Genomic DNA, 20,789 nt, shown 5'->3' on the forward strand with positions numbered 1-20,789 from the left:
CGCGATGGCGACCGTCGGCGAGTCCGCCCACGAACCTCCGCGCACGGCGCGGCCCGAGGAGATCCGGGCCGTGCCGTTGCGCCACCCGGGGCGCTGGGCTTCCGGCGCCGTCGTGCTGTTCCTGATCGTCGTCGCCGTGCATTCCGTGGCAACCAACCCGCGGTTCGGCTGGGGGACGGTCGGCGACTACCTCTTCAACGGCCGCATTCTGCACGGCCTCGTGCTGACGCTGGAGCTCACCGCCATCGCCATGGCAGTGGGTATCGCGCTCGGCGTGCTCCTCGCGGTGATGCGGCTCTCGCCGAACCCACTCGTCTCCGTCGCCAGCTCCTTCTACATCTGGCTCTTCCGCGGGACGCCGGTGCTGGTCCAGATCCTGTTCTGGAGCTTCATCTCGGCGCTCTATCCACGCATCTCGCTGGGCGTGCCGTTCGGCGGCCCGGAGCTCATCAGCGGCAACGCCAACACCATCATCACGCCGTTCGCGGCGGCCATCCTGGCGCTCGGTCTCAACGAGGGCGCCTACATGGCGGAGATCGTGCGCGCCGGCATCCTGTCGGTCGACGAGGGCCAGAACGAGGCCGCCCAGGCGCTCGGCCTGACGCGGCTGCAGACCATGCGCCGCATCGTGTTGCCCCAGGCCATGCGGGTGATCATCCCGCCGACGGGCAACGAGACGATCTCGATGCTTAAGACCACCTCGCTGGTCAGCGTCATTGCCACGCAGGAACTGCTGTATTCGGCGCAGCTCATCTACGCGGTCAACTACCGGCAGATCCCGCTCCTGATCGTCGCCAGCCTCTGGTACCTGACCGTGACCTCCGTGCTGTCGATCGGTCAGTACTACGTCGAGCGCCACTTCGGCCGGGGCTCCGCGCGCCAGGCTCCGATGACGCCGTGGCAGCGGCTGCGAACCAACCTGCGCTACATACGGCCGCCGCAGCGCCGAGAGGAGGGGGCGAGCCCGTGAGCGGCGTACCGATGGTCAAGGCCGAGGCGGTCTGCAAGCGTTTCGGGCGTCTCGAGGTGCTCAAGGGCATCACGCTCGACGTCCAGCCGGGCGAGGTGATGTGCCTGCTCGGGCCGTCGGGCTCGGGCAAGTCGACGTTCCTGCGCTGCATCAACCACCTGGAGAAGATCGACGCCGGGCGCCTGCGTGTCGATGGGGAGCTCGTCGGCTACCGCGAGGAGGGCGACAAGCTCTACGAGCTGCACGAGGCCGACATCATCCGCAAGCGCGCGGAGATCGGGATGGTCTTCCAGCGGTTCAACCTGTTTCCGCACATGAGCGCGCTGGAGAACGTCATCGAAGCGCCCATGCTCGTCAAGCGGATGTCCAAGTCGCAGGCCATCGAGCGCGGCACGGACCTGCTGGAGCGCGTCGGGCTCGGCGACCGGACGCGCAGCTACCCGTCGCAGCTCTCCGGCGGCCAGCAGCAGCGTGTGGCGATCGCCCGCGCGCTGGCGATGGAGCCGAAGCTCATGCTCTTCGACGAGCCGACCTCCGCGTTGGACCCCGAGCTGGTCGGCGACGTGCTCGATGTCATGCGCCAGCTGGCGGCCGCCGGAATGACGATGGTGGTCGTCACCCACGAGATCGGGTTCGCCCGCGGCGCCGCCGACGCGGTGGTCTTCATGGACGAGGGCGTTGTGGTCGAGTCCGGCCCGCCCGCCGAGCTGTTCGACAACCCCCGCCACGAGCGCACCCGGTCGTTCCTGTCAAAGGTCCTGTGACCAGCCCGATTTCAGCCTCGGCATCTGGCAAGTTCCTTGTGGCGGGTGGCCCCCTGGGTTGCCCCGGGCGCCACCGCTCGCGTTCCGAAGGAGCAGCGGGACACGCGCCCAACCAGGGACACGATTGACGCCGTGTTTCGCGCGACCTAGGATCGGCGTCGTCTCTCGTACCTCTCGAAGGAGGCCATCATGAGTGGAGCAGGCACCGTCGTCCTCGTCCACGGGGGCTTCGTCGACGGCTCTGGCTGGCAGGAGGTCTACCGCCTGCTGAAGAACGACGGCTACCGCGTCAGCATCGTCCAGAACCCGACGCTGTCGCTCGAAGGGGACGCCGCCGCGGCCAAGCGCGTCATCGACGCGCAGGGCGAACCGGTCATCCTCGTCGGCCACTCCTATGGCGGAGCAGTGATCACCGAGGCGGGCAACGATCCGAACGTCGCGGCGCTCGTCTACATCGCGGCGTTCGCGCCGGACACGGGCGAGTCGGTCAACACGCTGATCGCCGATCCGCCGCCCGGCGCGCCTGTGCCGCCGATCCTGCCGCCGCAGGACGGCTTCCTGTTCCTCGACCGGGACAAGTTCCACGCGTCGTTCGCGGCCGACGTGCCGGCCGAACTGGCCGCGTTCATGGCCGACTCACAGGTGCCGTGGGGCGTCGACGCCCTGGGTGGCACGATCAGCGAGGCGGCATGGCGGAGCAAGCCGAGCTGGTACCTCGTCGCAACCGACGACCGGATGATCCCACCGCCGGCCCAGCGCTCGATGGCTGAGCGGGCGGGTGCGACCGTGGTCGAGGTAGCGGGCAGCCACTCGGTCTTCCTGTCGCACCCGGCAGCAGTGGCTGGGCTCATCGACCAGGCCGCGTCCGAGGTGATGTCGGTCACGCACTGAGTCGAGCCGCAGCCGCCCTGGATGACCAAGTCGGGACGGGCGAGAGCGAGTCGAAGGCTGTGGTTGGGCAGCGGTCGGCCGTCCCGGGCGGCTCGGCGAGCGCCGCCGCGCTGCCGTGGGGTGCCTTTTTGAGCCGCTCAGCGATCCTGACCGTCGTGCGCACGCCGGAGCTGTCGTCGATCTTCACGCACGACGGCGCCCTGCTGCCAGGCGTCAGACCGGCTCGGGTCCGAGTGTGAGCAGGCCGAGGTCGGCGTGCGGGTTGCCGACCATGGTCCGAGGATCGACGAGGCGGTCGAAGTCCCCGCCGTCGACGCCCAGCGCGAGCGCGGCCTCGCGCAGCGTGGTGCCCTCTCGGTCGGCCTTGTGCGCGATCGCCGAGGCCTTGTCGTAGCCGATGGTCGGGCTCAGTGCGGTCACGAGCATGAGTGACCGTCGCACGAGTTCGGCGATGCGCGGCTCGTCGAGCTGGGTCCCTTCGACGCTGAAGCGCCGCAGCTTGTCGCAGGCGTCGCCGAGGATCCGCGCCGAGTGCAGGACGTTGTTGATGATGATCGGGCGCATCGCGTTGAGCTCGAAGTTGCCCTGCGCGCCCGCCGCGGCGACGATCTGGTCCTCGCCGATGACCTGCAGGCAGACCATCACCATGGCCTCCTGCTGGGTCGGGTTGACCTTGCCCGGCATGATCGAGGATCCGGGCTCGTTGGCGGGCAGCGCGAGCTCGTGCAGCCCGGCACGCGGGCCGGACGCGAGCCAGCGCATGTCGTTGGCGATCTTCATCAACGCGACCGCCACGCCGCGCAGGCCGGCGCTCACGGCGACCATCGCGTCCAGCGACCCCTGCGCGGCGAACTTGTTGGGCGCCGTGACGAACGCGTGCCCGGTCAGCTGCGTGAGCTGTGCGGCGATCTGCTCCCCGAAGCCCTCCGGTGCGTTGAGCCCCGTGCCGACCGCGGTGCCGCCCGCCGCCAGCTGATGGCAGGGGCCGAGCGCCGCCTCCAGCCGGTCGGCGGCGTCGCGCAACTGCGCCGCCCATCCCGACCACTCCTGTCCGACGGTCAGTGGCGTGGCGTCCTGCAGATGGGTCCGCCCGAGCTTCACGACGTCCACCCAACCGACGGCTTTGTCCATCACGGCGCCGGCGAGCTCGCGCACCCGGGGCAGGACGTGACCGGTCACCTCCAGCACCGTCGCGACGTGCATCGCCGTCGGGAACGTGTCGTTGGAGGACTGGCCCAGGTTCACGTGGTCGTTCGGATGGACCGGCGTCTTGCTTCCGAGCTGCCCGCCCATCAGCTGGCTCGCGCGGTTCGCCACGACCTCGTTGACGTTCATGTTGGACTGGGTGCCGGAGCCGGTCTGCCACACGTACAGCGGGAACTCGGCGTCCAGCGCGCCGCTGATGACCTCGTCGGTGGCCTGCAGGATCGCGCGAGCCCGTTCGTCGTCGAGCCGGCCTGCGCTTTGGTTCACCGTCGCCGCCGCCTTCTTGACGTAGCCGTAGGCGTGGTACACAGACTTCGGCATCCGGTCGTCGCCGATCGAGAAGTGGATCAGCGACCGCTGCGTCTGTGCGCCCCAATAGTGCTCAGCAGGGACCCGGATCGACCCCATGGAGTCGGTCTCGGTCCGCGTGCCGGTCTGGCCCGTGCCGATCGGGATGGTCATCGGCTCAGCTCCCGGTAGGCCGGCTCCCACATCGCGTCCTGGACGGCCTGGACGATGTCCCCGGGGGCAACGCGCGCGACGCCTTCGTCGACGGCCTTGCGTACGACGTCGACCGCGACCGTCGCCGAGGAGGCGCGCAGATTGGCGACCTCGGGCAGCAGCGGCGCGCCGCGCGTGCCGGTGTCGACGAGGCCGGCGACGGCCTCGGCCGCCGCGAGGATCATGCCCGCGGTGACGTGCTTGGCCCGCGCGACCACCGCGCCGAGGCCGAGACCGGGATACAGCAGGGCGTTGTTGGCCTGACCGATCCCGATCTCGGTGCCGTCGAACGGCACCGCGTCCCATGGCGTCCCGGTGCCGATGAGCGCCCGGCCGTCGGTCCACGCGACGAGGTCGGCGGGATGTGCCTCGATCTTCTCCGTGGGGTTGGACAGCGGGAAGATCAGCGGCCGGTCGACGTGGGCGGCCATCTCTCGGATCACGGCCTCGGTGAACGCTCCGCCCTGCTTGGACGTGCCGACCAGGATGGTCGGATGCGCCGTTGCGACGGTGGTTGCGAGGGTGATCAGGCCCTCGCCGTCACGCTCAAGGCCCGTCGCCTCGGCGACCGGACGCGCGTAGGGCACCTGGAAGTCGCGCAGGTCGTCCATGTCGTCGAGCAGCAGTCCCTGCTGGTCGACGAGCCAGACGCGCCGGTTCGCCTCGTCCCGGCCGACGCCCGCGCAGACGATCGCGTCGCGGATCTGGTCGGCGATGCCGACGCCGGCGGTCCCCGCGCCGAAGATGACGACGCGCTGGTCGGCCATCGACGTGTGGGCGACCCGGAGGCCGGCGAGGATCGCTGCGAGCGTGATCGCGCCGGTGCCCTGGATGTCGTCGTTGAAGATGCATGCGTGGTCGGCGTTGGCATTCAGGATCCGGCGCGCGTCCGACGGCCCGAAGTCCTCGAAGTGCAGCAGCGCGTTGGGGAACATCCGCGTCGCGGTCGAGATGTACGCCTCGATCAGCGCGTCGTATGCGGCGCCGCGCGTGCGCGAGTGGTGGACGCCGACGTAGAGCGGATCGTTGAGCAGCGCCTCGTTGTCGGTGCCGGCGTCGAGCATCACCGGGATCGCGCGCGAGGGGTCGATCCCGGCCGCCGCCGCGTAGATCGCGAGCTTGCCCTGCGCGATGGCGATCCCGTTGGTCCCCCAGTCGCCGATGCCGAGGATCGCGCCCGCGTCCGTCGCGACGAGCAGGTCGACGTCTTCGGCGCCGAGGCCGGCGTTCGCCAACGCCGTCTCGACGCCGTCGGCGTCGTCGATCGACAAGTACACGCCCCGCGGACGCTGGAACTCGTGGCTGTAGCGCTCGACGGCCTGCGCGATCACCGGGTCGTAGACCACCGGCAGCATCTCGGTCAGGTGGTCGACGAGCAACTTGTAGTAGAGCGTCTCGTTGCGGTCGCGGAGCCCCTCCATCCACGTGTTCTTGGCCAACCCGTCGCGCTGCCGCGAGTACTGGTCGTAGGCGCGCGCCGCCTGCTGGTCGAGCGACAGCACGGCCGGCGGGAGCAGGCCCTCGAGGCCCAGCTCCGCGCGCTCCCGGCGCGAGAAGGCGCTTCCGCGGTTGTGGAACGGGTCCCGCAGCAGCGCGAGCCCCCGGAGTGCAGCGTCAGTGGTCTGAGAGGTCATCGTGGTGCGCTCCCGCGTCGAGGTGGTGGTCGATCTCTCGGGGTCGTTGCGAACCGTGCGGATCCCACTGGTCGGGGAAGCGGGATGGCGGCGGTGACCAGCGTCCCGCCGTCGGCCGGGCTGTCGACCCTGAGCTGCCCGTCGAGGCCGGCAAGCCGGTCTGCCAGCCCGAGAAGCCCGCTTCCGTCGGGCCGGGCGCCGCCGACGCCGTCGTCGCGCACCCGCACGCGCAAGGTTCCGTCCTCGACGCGCGCCGCGACGCTGGCGCGTCCGGCGCGCGCGTGCTTTGCGACGTTGGTGAGCGCCTCGGCCACGACGAAGTACGCGGTCGCCTCGACCGCGGCCGGCAGCCGGCCGACCGACACCCTGTTGTCGACCGGCACCGCCATCCGCGACGCCAGCCCGTCCACCCCCGCGCGCAGCCCACCCTGGGTCAGGACCGCGGGCAGGATGCCGTGCACGAGCTCGCGTAACTCGACGGTGGCCCGCTGTGCGTGGTCGAGCGCCTCGCTCACGAGCGCGGGGCCACTGTCCTTCTTGCCCTGGAGCGCCCGGCGCGCCAGCTTCAGCGTGATGACCGTGTGCACCAGCCGCTGCTGGGCCCCGTCGTGCAGATCACGGACCACCCGCCGGCGTTCCTCGTCGGTCGCCGCCACGATCCGCGCCCGCGACGCGGCGAGATCCGAGCGCGCCTGAGTGTTCGAGATCGCGGTGGCGACCAGCTCGGTGAACTCGCCCATGCACGACTCTGTGCTCGCCGGCAGGGGCGGCGCCCGCCGCGAGGAGGCGATCATCGCGCCCCAGAGCCGGCCTTCGACGACGACCGGAGTGGCGACCGCGTGGCGGACGCGCCCAACAGCGATGGCAGTGTCCAGATAGCCCCAACTCGCCACGACCGTCGCGGTCCCGTCGGGCTCGTAGCGGATCATCTTCGTGTCGTCGAGGCGCAGCAGGCGTCCCACCTCCTCGGTGACCGCGGCGAAGACCTCCGCCGGTGCCGACTCGCGCGCGACCAGCGTGGCGACGCGCCGCAGCGCCGCGTGCTCGTCGACCAGCCGTCCCACCTCTGCCTGCGCCTGGACGCTCGAAATGGCCGGGGCGACGAGCTCGGTGAACGCCGCGAGCTTGGACTTGATGTCGACCGGGAGCGGCATGTCCTCCTTGGACCAGGCGCACAGCACCCCCCACAAACGCTCGTCGACGACGATCGGGGCACAGACCGTCGAGCGGACCCCGAGGTCTCGGAGCACGTTGGCGAGGACCGGCACACGCTCCGCTGTTCGACCCCAGGTGGCAACGGCGACCACCGAGTCGTCGCGGTCGTAGCGCCCGATGTGGACGGCCTGCACACCGAGCAGCAACCCGGCCTCACGCGCCACCGCCGCGAACACCTCGGCCGCAGGAACGCCGCCTGCGACCAGCGTCGCCACGCGTCGCAGCGCGGCCTGCTCCTCGGCCAGCTCCCTTCGCGCCACCTCGGCGACATCGCCGCAGCGGGCGCGCGCGACGACGGCCGCGTCCGACAGCACGCAAAGGACGACAGCCCGGATCTTCGAGCCCGCGACTGCACGCGTCGCCGCCACCAGCGCACACCCAGATCTCGTCGTAGCGACATGTCCGCGACGCGCCGCCCACACCGGCGTGGGCCCCAGCGGAAGCGCCCACTCCTGGGCAACGCCTCCTGCCACGCCGGCACCACCGGTCTGATCGGCCATCCTCCTTCGGACTTCTACGTCGTGCACGTCCCGTTCGCATCCTCTGCACTGACAGTCATGACACTCGGGCCGACCGTCACCCTCAACGGGGAACCGGTCCGCTCTGCGGCGGGACCCGAGACGCCGCGCTCGGTCGTCCGGGGAGCGCGCGGGCGAGGTCGCGGCGCGAGCGGACGTCGAGCTTGGCGAAGACCTTTCGTAAGTGGTACGCGACGGTGCTCGGGCTGATGAACAGCTCGGCGGCGATCTCTTGGTTCGAGATACCTTCGGCGGCCAGGCTGGCGATCTGCGTCTCCTGGGCGGTCAAGACGTCGCGGGTCTCGACGGTGCGGCTGCGGGCGTGCTCGCCGGTGGCCAGCAACTCGCGACGGGCGCGTTCGGCGAACGCTTCGGTGCCCATGTCACTGAACATCTCGTGGGCACGCCGGAGTTGCTCGCGCGCGTCCAGGCGGCGGCGCTCGCGGCGCAGCCACTCGCCGTAGAGGAGGTGGGCGCGGGCGAGGTGCGCGCGGATCCGCGTGCGGTCGAGCCGGTCGATGGCCTCGCGGTAGAGGATCTCCGCCGTCTCGCCGTCGCTCAGCAGCGCGCGCGAACGCGCCTCGATCCCCAGCGCCCAGTCCGAGCCGCTGGCCCGGGTCGTCTGCGTGAGCCGCTGGAGGGCGTCCGTCGCGCGCTCGGGCGTCCCGCGGCGGGTGGCGGCCTCGATCAGCTCGGGCAGCGCCCCGGTGAAGAACGCCAGGTTCTGCGGGGGCTCGCTGGCTCGCTGCGCGGCGACCAGCGCGTCGTCGTAGCGGCCGAGGCCGTTGTAGAGCACCGCGCTGGCCCACTGGATGGCGATCAGGCCGAATCCCTCGCCTCGAGCCACTGCCTCGCTCGTGCTGGCCTCGATCACCTCGGACGCCGCGGCCTCGCGGCCCTGCCAGGCGACGACCCACAGGGCACCGTAGGGCAAGAGCTGGGCCCCCGTCGCTTCGGTGACAGCATCGATCTCGTCGATCAACGAAGCGGCCTCGGCCAGCGCGCCGGCCTGCACGAGCGCACTGATGCGCCAGGCGAGTGCTATGGGAAGCGCCGTGAGCGCGCCGGCATCGCGAGCGAGCCGTACGAAGCGCGTGGAGAGCACGTCGCAGGCCTCATCGTCCCACAGATCAGTGGCAGTGCGGCAGGCGGCAGCAAGGCAGCCGATCGTCTCCTCTCTGGAGAGCTCCTGGCTGCGGAAGGCGCTCAGCGCCCGCTTGAGCGTCGGGGTCGCCGCTGAGGAGCCCTCCGTGATCAGCAGCGCCAGTCCATCCAGGAGGAGATCGGCTGCGCGCGCCGGCCGGGCCGGCGGGGGCGCGGCAAGCGCGGCCCGGGCCGCCTCCTCCACCCCGCCGCCGCCACGCACCAGGCCCGCGAACAACGCCGCGGACAGCGCTTCCATGAAGGTCTGCCGCGCCAGCCCGAGGTCGAGCGGCTCGAGCTCCCTGGCGGCCTCGAGCAGGAGCGGCAGAGCATCGGGGCCGCGGTTGACGACGAACGCGATCTGGCCGCGCAGCAGGTCCACCCGCGCGCGCCCCAGCTCGTCCAGCGCTCCCATCTCGGCGATCGCCAGCAGCCCCAGGGCCGCGTCGGGCGCGCCGGCCTGGTGCTTTGCCTGCGCCGCGGCCAGCGCCCGCTGCGCCCGGCGCGCCGGTTCGAGCGTCAATTCGGCCGCCCGTTCGAGAAACGCGGCGGTCGCAGCAAGACCCCCGCGCGCCTGAGCCCGGCCGGCCGAGCGCTCGAGCTCCTGGGCGACGTTCTCGTCATACCCTGTCGCCGCCTGTGCCAGGTGCCAGGCGCGGCGATCGGGATCGACCGCACGGTCAGTGGCCTCCGCCAGAGCTGCGTGCACGGTCTGCGTCTCCTGAAGCGTTGCGGCCCGGTAGACCGCGGAGCGTACGAGCGGATGACGAAACCGCACCCGGGCGCCGAACTCGCACAGCCCCGCCGCTTCGGCCGGCGCCGCTGCCTCCCTCCCGATCGCCAGCCGCTCGGCCGCATCCCACACCAGCCGCGGCTCACCGACCGGCTCAGCCGCCGCGACCAGCAACAGCCGCCGCGTCGCGGCCGGCAGCGGCTCCAGCCGCCGGAGAAAGCTCTCCTCGATGCGCCCCGACAGCGCCGGTGCGGCGGGCAGCCCGAACCCGCCCGCCAACTCGGCCTTCGTCAGTCCTCGCGGCAGTTCCAACAGCGCCAGCGGGTTCCCGCGCGTCTCGGCAATGATCCGGTCGCGCACCCTCTCGTCCAGCGGCGCCCTGATCACTGATCCCAGGAGCGCCCGCGCGTCGCGATCGCCGAGACCCTCGACCACCATCTCCGGCAGGCCGTCCCACTCGTGCTGTCCACTTGGCGAGCGCACCGAGAAGACCACCGCCACCGACTCGGCCGACAGGCGGCGGGCCACGAACGACAGCGCCTGCGCCGAGGCCCGATCAAGCCAGTGCGCGTCATCCACCATGCACACGAGCGGCTGTTCCTCTGCCACCTCGCCCAGCAGTCCCAGCACGGCCAGCCCGACGAAGAAGCGATCCGGCGCCGCGCCGGCGCTCAGGCCGAACGCCGTGCGCAGCGCCACCTGCTGAGGCACCGGCAGACGCTCCAGCCGTTCCAGCAGCGGCGCGCACAACTGATGCAACCCGGCGAACGCCAGCTCCATCTCAGACTGCACGCCGGCGGCGCGCGCCACACGACACCCCGGCGCGCGCTCAACCATGTACTCCAACAACGCCGACTTGCCCACCCCCGGCTCGCCGCGCACCACCAACGCCTGACTTTCACCCTTGCCAATAGCCTCCAGCAGCCTGTCGAGCGTCTGGCACTCGCTGCGCCGCCCACGCAACACCTGGCATCGCCGCCCCGCGCTCAACGCTCCGTCACCCCGCTCACCAGGGGTCTGTGACCATCAGCCTGCACCGACGGTAGTCCGCGCCGCCCACCACCGAGTCAACGGCGCCCCAACCGCTGGAAACCAGCGTCTCTGGCGCCGGCGCGGGCCGCGCGACCGCGCGGTGCCTCAGGTCCGCCGGACGCCGGCCTTCCTGAGGTCGGCGATGGTTGGGTAGCCGTCGATCGCCATCAGCAGGTCGAGCTCGGCGAGGATCGCCTTGAGCTGCTGGACGACGCCGTCGGTTCCGCCCACGGCGAGCGCGTACGCGTACGGCCGGCCTACGCCGACGGCCGTTGCGCCCATGGCCAGCGCCTTGGCGACGTCGGAGCCGCTGCGCACGCCGGAGTCGAAGATCACCGGCATGTCGCCCGCCGCCTTGACGACGTCGGGCAGCAGGTCGATCGCGGCGAGCCCGCCGTTGGCCTGGCGCCCGCCGTGGTTGGAGCAGTAGATCGCGTCGATGCCGTGATCGCGGGCGCGTCTGGCGTCGTCGGGATGGCAGATCCCCTTGAGCGCGATCGGGAGGTCGGTGAGCGAGCGCAGCCAGCTGAGGTCGTCCCACTGCAGCGAGTTGCCCCACACCTCGATCCACTCGCGCGTGGCCGCCTTGAGGTCCTCCTGGGGCGAGGCGCTCAGCCGCCGCAGGAACGTCTCGTCGCTGAAGTAGTTCTCCAGGCAGTAGCCGCGCAGCTGCGGGAAGCTGGCCCCGTTCAGGTCGCGCGGCCGCCAGCCCGTCGTCCATGTGTCGAGCGTGACGACGATGGCCTTGAAGCCGGCCCGCTCGGCGCGCTGGACGAAGCTGGCGGCGAGGTCGCGGTCGCTTGGCGTGTAAAGCTGAAAGAGCCCCGGGGTGGCACCGAAGCGCGCGGCGACGTCCTCCATCGGGTCCATGGTCAGCGTCGAGGCGATCATCGGCACCCCGGTCTGCGCCGCCGCTTCGGCGACCCGCAGATCGCCGTGGAAGTCCTGGGCGCAGATCCCGATCACGCCGATCGGGGACATGAGCAGCGGCGTTGGCAGGTCCATGCCCAGCAGCGAGATCGAGAGGTCGCGCTCGTTGGCGCCGTTGAGCATGCGCGGGACTATTCCCCAGTGGTGAAACGCGCTGACGTTGAGGCGCTGGGTGTGCTCGTCGCCGCACCCGCCGGCGACGTAGGAGTGCACCCACCAGGGCAGGACCTCCTCGGCCTTGCGCTCGAGCGACGCGAAGTCCACGGGGTACTTCGGAAACCGGCCCTCGAGCCCGTCGAAGTAGATGTCCAGCTGAAAATCGCCGAACTGACGGGCCGGCACGTGCGGTGGAAACGGTGGTTCGGTCAGTGACATGGCGCAGACCATAGGCCCCGCCGAACGCTCGCGTAATGCTTCCGACGGACGGCAGGACCCCGTCCTAGGGCTAGTAGCGACTGAGGGATTGAGGATCCGGTCGGGTCTTGCGCGCTCGTGAATCACAGCCACCGCGGCGACCAGTACACGTCGATCGACTACACCCAGACCCTCGATGATCAGGCGTTCTGCCTCGTTCGGATCGACCGGCGAAGCCTCGTCGACTCCGTTATCGCACTTCTACGTCATGGGCGTCCCGTTCGCATCCTCCACGTTGATAGTCATGACGCCGGCCGAGCGCCATCCTCAACGAGATCGATGCCGGACGAGCCCTCCGTTCAGCCAGTGCTTGCACCGATGAGGCGATGCTTCCGCGGACGCGCCATGAGGACGGGCACCTCTGCGCATCTCGATGCCTTCGGCGCGATGCCCTTGATTAATGGTGGCCGCGGGAGGTCGTGAGACAGCCTCTCACGCCGCCGCCGCCCCGGGGTGGTGCTTCGAGCGCGACGCCAGGCGCTGAAGCTCGGCGAGCTCGTCTTCCACGCCGGACAGAATCAGCTCGGGGCCGGGGATCAGGCCCGCGTCGGTCCCCAGGCCCACGGTGATTTCGCCGTTGTAGCTGAAGATCGTCACGCTCATCGGCACGCTGCCCGGCCTCGGCGCCCACACGAGCATGCCCCGCACCGCCGTGCCGGCGACGGACACGGGGTACGGCGGGCCGATCACGTTGGTGATCAGCGCAGAGGCCTTGGCGGTGGTGGCGTCGATGATGACGCGCCCGATGTCCGGGGGCACCATACCGATGACCTGGATCAGGGCGTAGGCGCGGGCGCCCTGCGCCGTGTCCTTGAGCTCGGCCATGCGACGGTGGACTTCGGCCAGGCGCTGCTGGGGATCGTGGAGGCCCGCGGGCAGGGTCAGCAGCACGGGTCCGAACTTGTTGCCCAGATCGCGGGGGATCGGCTCGCCGAGCGGACGAACGTTGAACGGCACGAACGCATGGATCTCAGCGACCGGGCCGCCACGCTCGCGGAGGTAGCTGCCCAGTGCGCCGGTCACCGCAGTGAGCATCACGTCGTTGACGGTCGTGCCGGTCGCGTGACCGGTGCGCTTGACGTCGGCCAGGCTGACCGGGCGACTCGTGGCGACCCGTTGGACGACGCCGAGCTCGCCCTTGAGCGCGGCGCCCACCTCGGAGCCGGCGAGCCGAAGGTCGGTCAGCGCGCGCGCTCGTTGCTTGACGGCCCGCGTCTGGGCGCCGAGCTGCCGCGGATGCGCAGCGACGCGGAGGCACCCCCGCCCGACGGCCTCGGCCGCATGACGCATGCGCGACGCGATCGCAGCGATCGCAACCCTCACCGCATGCGTCGGGCGCCGGCGGTGGCGCCGCTCGATCGGCGCGGGCGCGAACGCGCCGTCCCGCGCGTCGTCCGTGAGCGACAGCATCACCCGTTCGATCGCGATGCCGTCCGCGATGCTGTGGTGCGTCCGAGACACGATCGCGCCACCCGCACCGTACCCCTCCACGAGGTACATGTCCCAGAGCGGTTTGTCGTGGTCGAGCGGCGTGGCCATCAGGTCGCCCACCAGCTCCAACAGCGCAGCGCGATCGCCCGGCGCGGGGAGGGCAAGGCGATGCAGGTGATGTTCGAGATCGAAGCGCGGATCGTCCTCCCAGCCAACCCGGCGCCACGGGACGCGCGACTCGGCAACGCGCTGACCGAAGCGCGGGAAGCGCCCGACCAGGCGCTCCCGGCAGATCGCCTTGAACCGCTCCCAATCGACCGGCGCGTCGAACCACAAGACCACGTTGTTGACCATCAGGTTCGTGGGACGATCCATGCGCAGCCACGCCAAGTCCGCGGGCGACATACGCGCGCGCCGGCTCACCGACGACCGCCGAGCAGATTCACCAGGTCGAGCACACCCGTCACGTTCGAACAACGATCCCTACGCGCGCCATGGCAGATCGGCCGGCAGTGGCTGGCCTCACTGCCAGGCGGCCTCTCGCTGGTCGGCGACCATCCGCCGCGCGAACGCGCCGCGGCCCGACCGGGCCATCTCCTGGTGGCGCCGTCGTCGCGCCTTGCCGGCCGAGCGCGGTGCGCTGGACGATCGGCGGGATGACCTCGGGGAAGCGCTCGAAGGCGTCTAGCGAGCCACGTCGCCGGGTCCAACTCGCCAGAAACTCGCCAGAAACGCCGTCGATGCCAGCAGCCCCTGTCCGCGTCAGGTCTCTCGGGTGCCGCGTTGAGCGCCGGCTCGCATCAACCCAGATCGGCGGCGAGGTCGATCCCGGCAGCCGCGAGGAGCCGCGCCACTTGGTCGGCGGTCTCGCTGGCGAAATCGGGCGCCCAGGACACCAAGAGGTCATCGTTGCGGAGGTGTTCTTCGATCCGCTGGAGCGCCTCGAGGATCCCAAGGCCGACGCGGCGCGCCGCATCAGCGAGGCCGAGGCCCGCGCGCCGTGTGATGTCCTCGAGCCAGGGCTCGACGGCTGCCTGCAGCAGCAGCCATGCCGCCTCGGTTGGCTCGACGTATCCGTGGCGCGTGCTTCCGGCGTTGCCGGCAAGGTCTTCCTGGTCGAGCGCGAGCAACGCCGCGGTCACGGCGCTCGCCACCTCGGCGGTCTCGACCTGCGCCAGTCGGGAGCGCGCCGCGCGTTCGGCACGGTCTTCGAGTTCGTGGTCGGCGGCGACGAGCTCGTCGAGGATGGCGGCCTTCTCGGCCTCACTCGACAGCGCCAGCGCCGAGGCTCCGGCCCGCGGCGCGCTCATCGTCCCTGCCAGCGCCGGTACGCGGCGACCACGGCGCCGAGTTCACTGCGGGGGGCGAACGTCATGCAGCGCGAAGGGCGTCGAGGTCGGGGATCAGCCCGCGACGGCGGGCTTCGTCCTGCAGCTCGTCGGGAAGAGTGCGGGCATCGACGATGAAGCCGCCGACGTCGACCAGCCACGCCATCGGGTGCTGCTCGATCACCGCCACGCGCGTCAGGTCGGGCTCGAAGACACCGATGTCGAGCAGCCGATTGATGATCCCGGCCTTGTTGGCCATCGTCGTCTGCACGACGCCGAGCGCCTCGGCGAGTTGCCTGGCGGTCAGGTGAGGTGGCTGCGTGTGGTCGAACAGGAAATTGACCTGGCCGACCGCGTAGATCGCTCCCGCCGCCCAGATCCTCACGTCCCCACGCGCCAGCGGCGAGGGCCGCTTGCGCGCCAGTCTCGCCACGAGCCTTCTCGCGAGTACGCCGTACTCCTCATCGAGGTGCTCCCGGCACGCGGTATCGGTGACATCGATGATCTGCTGCGCCCGATCGCGCAGCGCAACAGGGATCCGCAAATCTTCGGAGGCCATAGTCGAAATGCTCGCGCGCGGACCGGACGCACCTTGCGAAGCCGATGGTGCTACCGCGAAACGCGCTCGCAGGCGTCCCGGACGGCTGACAGGTCAGCGTTGAGCGCCTCACCTGGGCGCTCCGCGGGCCGCCTCGCGAGTCACGCGCGGGGAACCTTGACATGCAGCCATCTGACTGCCTAATATATGCAGCCAGATGGCTGCATATCCCTCGATCGACGAAGCGTTCAGGGCGCTGGCCGACCCGAGCCGGCGCCTGCTGCTCGACAGCCTGAACGAGCGCAGCGGCCAGACTCTGGGCGAGCTGTGCTCGCACCTGGCAATGGCCCGCCAGTCGGTCAGCAAGCACCTCGCGGTGCTGGAGGCGGCCAACCTCATCACGACCGTCCGCCGCGGCCGGGAGAAGCTGCACTACCTCAACGCGGCGCCCATCAACGAGATCGCCGAGCGCTGGATCACCCGGTATGACCAGGGGCGGGTCCACGCGCTCGCCGATCTCAAGACCGCCCTGGAGGCGACCCCAATGGACAAGCCCTCATTCGTCTACACGACGTTCATCAAGACCACGCCCGAGCGCCTTTGGCAAGGGCTCACCGACCCCTCCTTCACGGTGCGCTACTGGAACACCGCCTTCGAGACCGACTGGAAGACGGGATCGGCGATGACCTGGAAGCAGCGCGACGTCACCATCGTCGACGACGGCCAGCACGTCGTCGAGGCCGACCCCTACACCCGCCTGTCATACACCTGGCATGCCTTCACGCCGGAGTGGGCACAGACGGTCGACGTCGACGAAGAGCGGCGCGCGCGCCTGGCCGCCGAGCGCCGCTCGAAGGTCACCTTCGAGATCCAGCCGATCGACAGCGAGCAGGTCAAGCTCACCGTCATCCACGACGACCTCGAGCCCGACGGACTACTCGTGGACATGATCTCGGGCGGCTGGCCGCGCGTGATCGCCAACCTCAAGACGCTGCTGGAGACCGGCGAGCCGCTCCCGGACACCCGCGTCCGATGATGATGCCCTCGACCCCCGCGATGGCGGCGATGATGGCGGCGATGATGCTGCCGGGCGCGCTGCCGGCGATCGCGCGCAGCGCGCGGGGCGACCACGCCCCGCTCGCCGCGCCGCGCTTCGCCGCGTCCTACCTCGTCGTCTGGTTCGCGGCCGGCCTTGCGATCTTCGCGGTCTACGAGCCGCGCGCGCCGGCGGTCGCGGTCGTGGTGGTCGTCGCCGCCGTCCTCTACGAGTTCACCCCGTTCGCCCGCGCGTGCCGGCGGCGCTGTCGCGCCGAGCGCCGCTCGGGCCTGCGCTTCGGCGGCTGGTGCGTCGGCTCGAGCCTCGGGCTGATGGCCGCATTCGTCGCGCTGGACCCCATGTCTCTGCCCCTGATGTGCGCCGCCGGCGCCGTCGCGTTGATCCAGAAGGAGCTGCTCTCATGAGCCCCCATCCCACCGCCACCCGCGAGCAGTGGCTCGCCGGCCGCCTCGAAGTGCTGCAGGCCGAGAAGGAGCTGACGCGCCGCAGCGACGAGCTCGCCCGCCGGCGCCAGGCGCTGCCCTGGGTCCCCGTCGAGACGGAGTACCGGTTCCAGACCGAGGACGGCCCGGCGTCCCTGGCCGACCTCTTCGGCGGGCGCTCGCAGCTGCTCGTCTATCACTTCATGTTCGGTCCGGAGTTCGCGGCCGGCTGCCCATCGTGCTCGGCGATCGCCGACGGCTTCGACGGCTCGGTCGCGCACCTCGAGAACCACGACGTCGCGTTCGTCGCGGTCTCACGCGCGCCGGTCGACAAGCTCACGGCGTACAAGCGCCGGATGGACTGGTCGTTCCCGTGGGCGTCGTCGCTGGACAGCGACTTCAACCACGACTTCAACACGTCGTTCACCGAGGAGCAGATGCGCGGCATCGTCGAATACAACTTCGCCGACCGCGACATGAGCGTCGTCGAGACACTCGGCCCCGACAGCGCGGCCGCGCAGCACGGCGCGAGCGCCGGCGTCGACGTCAAGACATTCCTGCGCGAGGCGCCCGGAATGAGCGCGTTCGCGGTCCAGGACGGCATCGTCCACCACACCTACTCGGCCTACGCGCGTGGCCTCGACGGCCTCTGGGGCATGTACCAGTGGCTGGATCGCGCGCCGCTGGGCCGCAACGAGACCGGCGCGTGGTGGCGCCGCCACGACGAGTACGACGCCGCCACTGGATGATCCGCCGGCGCGCGCCAGATCGCCGCGGACCACGCGATCGCGCCGAACGCGACAAGCACCGCCACGCCCAGCAGGCGGGGCCGCCCGCCCAGCTCGTCGCGGCGCGCGCGGCCGAGGTGCGGAGGTCTACGGCCCGCCGCGCGGCTGACCGAGCCGGGCTCCTGGAAGTCCAGGCCAAAATCACCAGGGCACTCGAGAGCCTCACGTTCGCGTGGACCGGCTGGTCGGCTGCCGCGGAGCTCGCGCCCTTCATGACACAACTGCCGGTGCTCCACCTCCGGGTCGGCGAGGCCCACGCTCGCCGCGACATCGAACCCGCCGTGCGAGATGCGGGGCTCACGATCACCGACCACGCCGGTCGCGTCGAACTCTGGCGCAGCGACGCCGATGCCTTCATCTACGCCGCGGCGTCAGAGCGAGGACCCCTCTGCTCATGGCCCCGGGTGTACGCGGACCTCGTACGAATCGGTGGCCGCGGAGTCGACGCCGCCGAACATCTTCGCGACGTGATGAAGTCAGATCGATGAGCGACGACGAACGCTCCGCAGAAGCCCGGGCGGTCGCCGAGCACGCGCTGACGCTGCTGCTGACCGGCGGCGCGCCGACCAGCGAGCTGCTGATCGTGCTCGGCGTCATGCGCTGATCCTCGCGACGGGCGAGCGCCTCAGGCAACCCGGGCCGCCTCGAGCGTGCGAGTTTCGGTCCAACGGACGTAGAGCCGGCGCTCGGCGAACCGCCACGTCCCATCCGTCTTGACGAAGGTGTCCTGATAGCGGATCGCGGCGATCATCAGCTTGCGCTCGCCGTCGTCCGAAGAGACGTGGTGGGCCAGGCAGTAGGTCTCCCCCGTCGCGCGGTCGCCGTCGAGCCGCACGGTGCTCTGGCCGTTGAAGTGCATCGTGACCTCGTACGTGCTCAGATTGTCGAACACGGGCGTCAGCGACTCCCGGCCACGCAGATCGTCCGTCGCGTGGGAGCCCTCGCCGGCCATGTAGACGACGAAGTGGGTGTCGTCGGTGAAGAGCGCCTTCTGCCCCTCGGCGTCACGAGTATCGGCGCAGAACGCGTAGGCGTCGACGAGCTCGCGGATCGCTAGCCGGTCCGCGGCCTCGTCAGCGGAGATGGAAGTGTGGTCCGACATCGCTCGTCCTAGGTCGCCTGTGGAAGCTGGATCAGGTTCACGCCGGCCAGCGGACCGCCCAGCTGCTGCATCGCTCCGCCGGTGACCAGGCCGCCGAGGTCGATGGCGACAAAGCCCGCGTCCTCGAACAGCGCGGTCACCTCGGACTTCGCCTCGGCGTCGTCGCCCGAGAGGAAGATCACGCGCCGGCCCCCGCCCTCGTGCGGGTCCGCGCCGAGCACCGCAGCGCCGAGGGTGTTCGCGGCTTTCACGACGCGCGCGCCTGGGACCAGGTCGGCGAGGACCTGGCTCGAGGTCCATCCGTTGAGGTCGCTGGGGTCGAAGTCGTTCGTCGCGTCGATGACGATCCGGCCTTCCCACCGGAGCCCTTCGACGGCCTCTCCGACGCGCGGCCACGGCACGGCGATGACGACGATGTCCGCCCCGGCCGCCTCGTCGACCGTGCCGGCCGATGCTCCCTCACCGAGCGTCGAGACCAACGACGCCAGCGATTCCGGGCCGCGGCTGTTGGCCATCATGATCTGGCGGCCGGCACGCAGCGCGGTCCGCGCCATCGCCTGGCCGAGCCGGCCGGCGCCAATGATTCCCACATCCATCAGGTTCCCTCCTCGGACTCGGACGCGAACGAGTCCGGCGCCGTTGGATCGACGACCGTGCTCATGTCCGCAGCAGGCGTTCGCTGAGCACGATCTCGACGACGTCGGCGACCGTCTCCTCGCGAGCGGCGAGGAAGTCGACGTCCTCCCACGCGTTGAGACTCGTCCGGTCGATCGGAGGACGGTCCTCGAGCAGCTCGGCCAGCTCGGGGACGGTGGGCTGTCCCCGGCCGGATGCCACGTTCACGGTCGAGTGGACGATCGGCAGCCCGAAGGCCTTCGCCGTCTTCACCGTCGACACGATGTTCTCGAGCAACACGTCGGGATCCGTCGACCGGATGGCCGCGACCTGCGAGGGCTGGTAGTCGATCACGACCAGCGCCGCGTTCTGCGGCGTGACGAGGTGGTCGGCGACCGGATCGCGTACGGCACCGCTCGACGTCACGGATGCACCTGCGAGCCGTAGCCCAGGTCGAGCCGGATCGACTCCATGACCCAGAACGTGGTGCTGGCGGTGAAGACGTCGGCCGCGGCGAGCACGCCGGTGTACTTCTCGATGACAGGCGCCGCGGCGGCGGCCGTGACCGCATCCAGGTAGCCCCTCACCGCGGCCCACGTGTTCGCACCGTGCTCGACGAAGTACGGGGCGGGATCGACGGTGTCCAGCGCCTTGCGTGACCTGTCGGCGATGTCGGCCATGTACTGCCGGTGCGTTGCGATGTCGGCGCGGGTCCCGAGCCGGCCCATGTGGCCGCCGATGAAATGCTTCCACGGGTAGGTGAGAGCCGTGGCGGGCGCCGTGATGTAGCCGGGAATGTCCTCGGTGAGGTTGCTCTGGTACACCGGCGCCCAGCCCGGGTTGACGACGTCGACGAGCATGAGCGCGTCGTGGTCGGGCAGATGGATGAAGATGTTGTCCGGCGAGTGATTGCAGCCGTGCCAGGCCAGTTCGATGCGCTCGCCTCCGATCTCGAGGGTGCGGCGGTCCTGGAAGGTCTCTTCTGGTGCGGGCCTCGCGGGGTCGTCGTCGCGGAGCAGCAGCTTCTGCGTCTCCTCGTGCCCGATACGGGTGACGTTCCGGCCGAACAGCGAGGACGCGCCGGCGTGATCGGCGTGGTGATGGGAATAGATGAGATGCGTCACCTCGTTGCTGACGCCGTTGGCGGCGGCGATCTCATCCACGGCCCGCTGGATGTTGTGACCGATGGCCGGAGGCGCGTCGAACAGGACGACGCCGTCGGATGTCGTCAGGAACGCGGACTGGTAGGTCCCGTCCGTGACCCAGTAGAGGTTTCCCTCGACTCGCCCGACGTAGTACCCCTGTTCGTTGAGCGCGGGGCCAAGGGCGGACCCGGGGATCGGGGCACAGTCCGGAAGCGCGTCGGCGATGCTTGGGCTGCTCTTCACGGGCATGGGATCGTTGCGCTACCGCCAGGCGTTCGAATCCTTGAATCGCTTAGTCCTGACCCAAGCGTCGTCCTCAGTCATGCTTGGGCCGAATGAGCGCGGCGTCGCCACCGGTTCCCTCGTCAGGAGGGCAGTTGCTCGGCCGGGAACGCGAGCGCGAGGTGCTCGA

General features: G+C 70.5%; 19 protein-coding genes. 7 read left to right on the forward strand and 12 right to left on the reverse strand.

Features of this window, described 5'->3' with window-relative positions; translation table 11 throughout:
• Positions 1-4 precede the first annotated feature (4 nt).
• The 3 genes from VK501_RS11415 to VK501_RS11425 all read left to right on the forward strand — a co-directional run bounded on the left by VK501_RS11415 (position 5) and on the right by VK501_RS11425 (position 2,625).
• Positions 5-970 (forward strand): amino acid ABC transporter permease, encoded by a 966-nt coding sequence (locus tag VK501_RS11415; protein ID WP_349260996.1) that lies wholly within the window; start codon positions 5-7, stop codon positions 968-970.
• 11 nt (positions 971-981) lie between these two features.
• Positions 982-1,734 carry an amino acid ABC transporter ATP-binding protein gene (locus VK501_RS11420; protein WP_349261000.1) on the forward strand — a complete coding sequence of 251 codons (753 nt, stop codon included), beginning with the start codon at positions 982-984 and terminating at the stop codon, positions 1,732-1,734.
• 189 nt (positions 1,735-1,923) lie between these two features.
• The gene (locus VK501_RS11425) at positions 1,924-2,625 is read left to right on the forward strand and encodes an alpha/beta hydrolase (protein WP_324337539.1); all 702 of its coding nucleotides are present in this window, start codon (positions 1,924-1,926) and stop codon (positions 2,623-2,625) included.
• A gap of 213 nt (positions 2,626-2,838) precedes the next feature.
• Here the strand turns inward: VK501_RS11425 and VK501_RS11430 are convergent, their stop codons facing one another.
• The 8 genes from VK501_RS11430 to VK501_RS11465 all read right to left on the reverse strand — a co-directional run bounded on the left by VK501_RS11430 (position 2,839) and on the right by VK501_RS11465 (position 15,269).
• Positions 2,839-4,293, reverse strand: coding sequence for a class II fumarate hydratase (locus VK501_RS11430; RefSeq protein WP_324337540.1), 1,455 nt, complete (start codon positions 4,291-4,293; stop codon positions 2,839-2,841).
• The gene (locus VK501_RS11435) at positions 4,290-5,966 is read right to left on the reverse strand and encodes an NAD-dependent malic enzyme (protein ID WP_324337541.1); all 1,677 of its coding nucleotides are present in this window, start codon (positions 5,964-5,966) and stop codon (positions 4,290-4,292) included. The genes VK501_RS11430 and VK501_RS11435 overlap by 4 nt, the downstream gene beginning before the upstream one ends.
• Positions 5,963-7,495, reverse strand: a complete 1,533-nt coding sequence (locus VK501_RS11440; RefSeq protein ID WP_324337542.1) for a sensor histidine kinase — start codon at positions 7,493-7,495, stop codon at positions 5,963-5,965. The genes VK501_RS11435 and VK501_RS11440 overlap by 4 nt, the downstream gene beginning before the upstream one ends.
• A gap of 268 nt (positions 7,496-7,763) precedes the next feature.
• Positions 7,764-10,565 (reverse strand): helix-turn-helix transcriptional regulator, encoded by a 2,802-nt coding sequence (locus VK501_RS11445; RefSeq protein ID WP_324337543.1) that lies wholly within the window; start codon positions 10,563-10,565, stop codon positions 7,764-7,766.
• Between the two features lie 147 nt (positions 10,566-10,712).
• Complete coding sequence (locus tag VK501_RS11450) at positions 10,713-11,912, reverse strand: alpha-hydroxy-acid oxidizing protein (RefSeq protein ID WP_324337544.1); 1,200 nt, start codon at positions 11,910-11,912, stop codon at positions 10,713-10,715.
• A gap of 471 nt (positions 11,913-12,383) precedes the next feature.
• The gene (locus tag VK501_RS11455; RefSeq protein ID WP_324337557.1) at positions 12,384-13,787 is read right to left on the reverse strand and encodes a wax ester/triacylglycerol synthase family O-acyltransferase; all 1,404 of its coding nucleotides are present in this window, start codon (positions 13,785-13,787) and stop codon (positions 12,384-12,386) included.
• A gap of 395 nt (positions 13,788-14,182) precedes the next feature.
• Positions 14,183-14,692 carry a hypothetical protein gene (locus VK501_RS11460; protein ID WP_324337545.1) on the reverse strand — a complete coding sequence of 170 codons (510 nt, stop codon included), beginning with the start codon at positions 14,690-14,692 and terminating at the stop codon, positions 14,183-14,185.
• 61 nt (positions 14,693-14,753) lie between these two features.
• Complete coding sequence (locus VK501_RS11465; protein WP_324337546.1) at positions 14,754-15,269, reverse strand: DUF6398 domain-containing protein; 516 nt, start codon at positions 15,267-15,269, stop codon at positions 14,754-14,756.
• Positions 15,270-15,483: 214 nt separating this feature from the next.
• Between VK501_RS11465 and VK501_RS11470 the strand changes: the two genes are divergently transcribed.
• From VK501_RS11470 to VK501_RS11485, 4 genes are read left to right on the forward strand one after another with little or no spacing between them, the layout of a single operon-like run.
• Positions 15,484-16,284 carry a metalloregulator ArsR/SmtB family transcription factor gene (locus VK501_RS11470; protein WP_349261001.1) on the forward strand — a complete coding sequence of 267 codons (801 nt, stop codon included), beginning with the start codon at positions 15,484-15,486 and terminating at the stop codon, positions 16,282-16,284.
• 2 nt (positions 16,285-16,286) lie between these two features.
• Positions 16,287-16,709, forward strand: a complete 423-nt coding sequence (locus VK501_RS11475; protein WP_324337548.1) for a DUF2182 domain-containing protein — start codon at positions 16,287-16,289, stop codon at positions 16,707-16,709.
• A complete protein-coding gene (locus VK501_RS11480) occupies positions 16,706-17,476 on the forward strand; it encodes a DUF899 domain-containing protein (protein ID WP_324337549.1) in 771 nt (256 codons plus the stop codon). Before VK501_RS11475 ends, VK501_RS11480 begins: the two co-directional genes overlap by 4 nt.
• Entirely contained in the window at positions 17,473-18,003 is a 531-nt protein-coding gene (locus VK501_RS11485) for a type IV toxin-antitoxin system AbiEi family antitoxin (protein ID WP_324337550.1), read from the forward strand. Before VK501_RS11480 ends, VK501_RS11485 begins: the two co-directional genes overlap by 4 nt.
• Positions 18,004-18,140: 137 nt before the next feature.
• Here the strand turns inward: VK501_RS11485 and VK501_RS11490 are convergent, their stop codons facing one another.
• From VK501_RS11490 to VK501_RS11505, 4 genes are all read right to left on the reverse strand, one after another.
• The gene (locus VK501_RS11490) at positions 18,141-18,617 is read right to left on the reverse strand and encodes a nuclear transport factor 2 family protein (RefSeq protein WP_324337551.1); all 477 of its coding nucleotides are present in this window, start codon (positions 18,615-18,617) and stop codon (positions 18,141-18,143) included.
• Positions 18,618-18,625: 8 nt separating this feature from the next.
• Positions 18,626-19,213 (reverse strand): NADPH-dependent F420 reductase, encoded by a 588-nt coding sequence (locus VK501_RS11495; RefSeq protein ID WP_324337552.1) that lies wholly within the window; start codon positions 19,211-19,213, stop codon positions 18,626-18,628.
• Between the two features lie 61 nt (positions 19,214-19,274).
• The gene (locus VK501_RS11500) at positions 19,275-19,658 is read right to left on the reverse strand and encodes an isochorismatase family protein (protein WP_324337553.1); all 384 of its coding nucleotides are present in this window, start codon (positions 19,656-19,658) and stop codon (positions 19,275-19,277) included.
• Positions 19,655-20,620 (reverse strand): MBL fold metallo-hydrolase, encoded by a 966-nt coding sequence (locus VK501_RS11505; RefSeq protein WP_324337554.1) that lies wholly within the window; start codon positions 20,618-20,620, stop codon positions 19,655-19,657. Before VK501_RS11505 ends, VK501_RS11500 begins: the two co-directional genes overlap by 4 nt.
• Positions 20,621-20,789: the final 169 nt, after the last annotated feature.

This window comes from Baekduia sp., assembly GCF_035318805.1.
GTDB lineage: Bacteria > Actinomycetota > Thermoleophilia > Solirubrobacterales > Solirubrobacteraceae > Baekduia.

Excerpts from the sequence above, each read along its gene's own strand:
- VK501_RS11415 (WP_349260996.1), top strand. The coding sequence starts at position 5 with ATGGCGACCGTCGGCGAGTCCGCCCACGAACCTCCGCGCACGGCGCGG.
- VK501_RS11420 (WP_349261000.1), top strand. The coding sequence starts at position 982 with ATGGTCAAGGCCGAGGCGGTCTGCAAGCGTTTCGGGCGTCTCGAGGTG.
- VK501_RS11425 (WP_324337539.1), top strand. The coding sequence starts at position 1,924 with ATGAGTGGAGCAGGCACCGTCGTCCTCGTCCACGGGGGCTTCGTCGAC.
- VK501_RS11430 (WP_324337540.1), bottom strand. The coding sequence starts at position 4,293 with ATGACCATCCCGATCGGCACGGGCCAGACCGGCACGCGGACCGAGACC.
- VK501_RS11435 (WP_324337541.1), bottom strand. The coding sequence starts at position 5,966 with ATGACCTCTCAGACCACTGACGCTGCACTCCGGGGGCTCGCGCTGCTG.
- VK501_RS11450 (WP_324337544.1), bottom strand. The coding sequence starts at position 11,912 with ATGTCACTGACCGAACCACCGTTTCCACCGCACGTGCCGGCCCGTCAG.
- VK501_RS11455 (WP_324337557.1), bottom strand. The coding sequence starts at position 13,787 with ATGTCGCCCGCGGACTTGGCGTGGCTGCGCATGGATCGTCCCACGAAC.
- VK501_RS11460 (WP_324337545.1), bottom strand. The coding sequence starts at position 14,692 with ATGAGCGCGCCGCGGGCCGGAGCCTCGGCGCTGGCGCTGTCGAGTGAG.
- VK501_RS11465 (WP_324337546.1), bottom strand. The coding sequence starts at position 15,269 with ATGGCCTCCGAAGATTTGCGGATCCCTGTTGCGCTGCGCGATCGGGCG.
- VK501_RS11475 (WP_324337548.1), top strand. The coding sequence starts at position 16,287 with ATGCCCTCGACCCCCGCGATGGCGGCGATGATGGCGGCGATGATGCTG.
- VK501_RS11480 (WP_324337549.1), top strand. The coding sequence starts at position 16,706 with ATGAGCCCCCATCCCACCGCCACCCGCGAGCAGTGGCTCGCCGGCCGC.
- VK501_RS11485 (WP_324337550.1), top strand. The coding sequence starts at position 17,473 with ATGATCCGCCGGCGCGCGCCAGATCGCCGCGGACCACGCGATCGCGCC.
- VK501_RS11490 (WP_324337551.1), bottom strand. The coding sequence starts at position 18,617 with ATGTCGGACCACACTTCCATCTCCGCTGACGAGGCCGCGGACCGGCTA.
- VK501_RS11495 (WP_324337552.1), bottom strand. The coding sequence starts at position 19,213 with ATGGATGTGGGAATCATTGGCGCCGGCCGGCTCGGCCAGGCGATGGCG.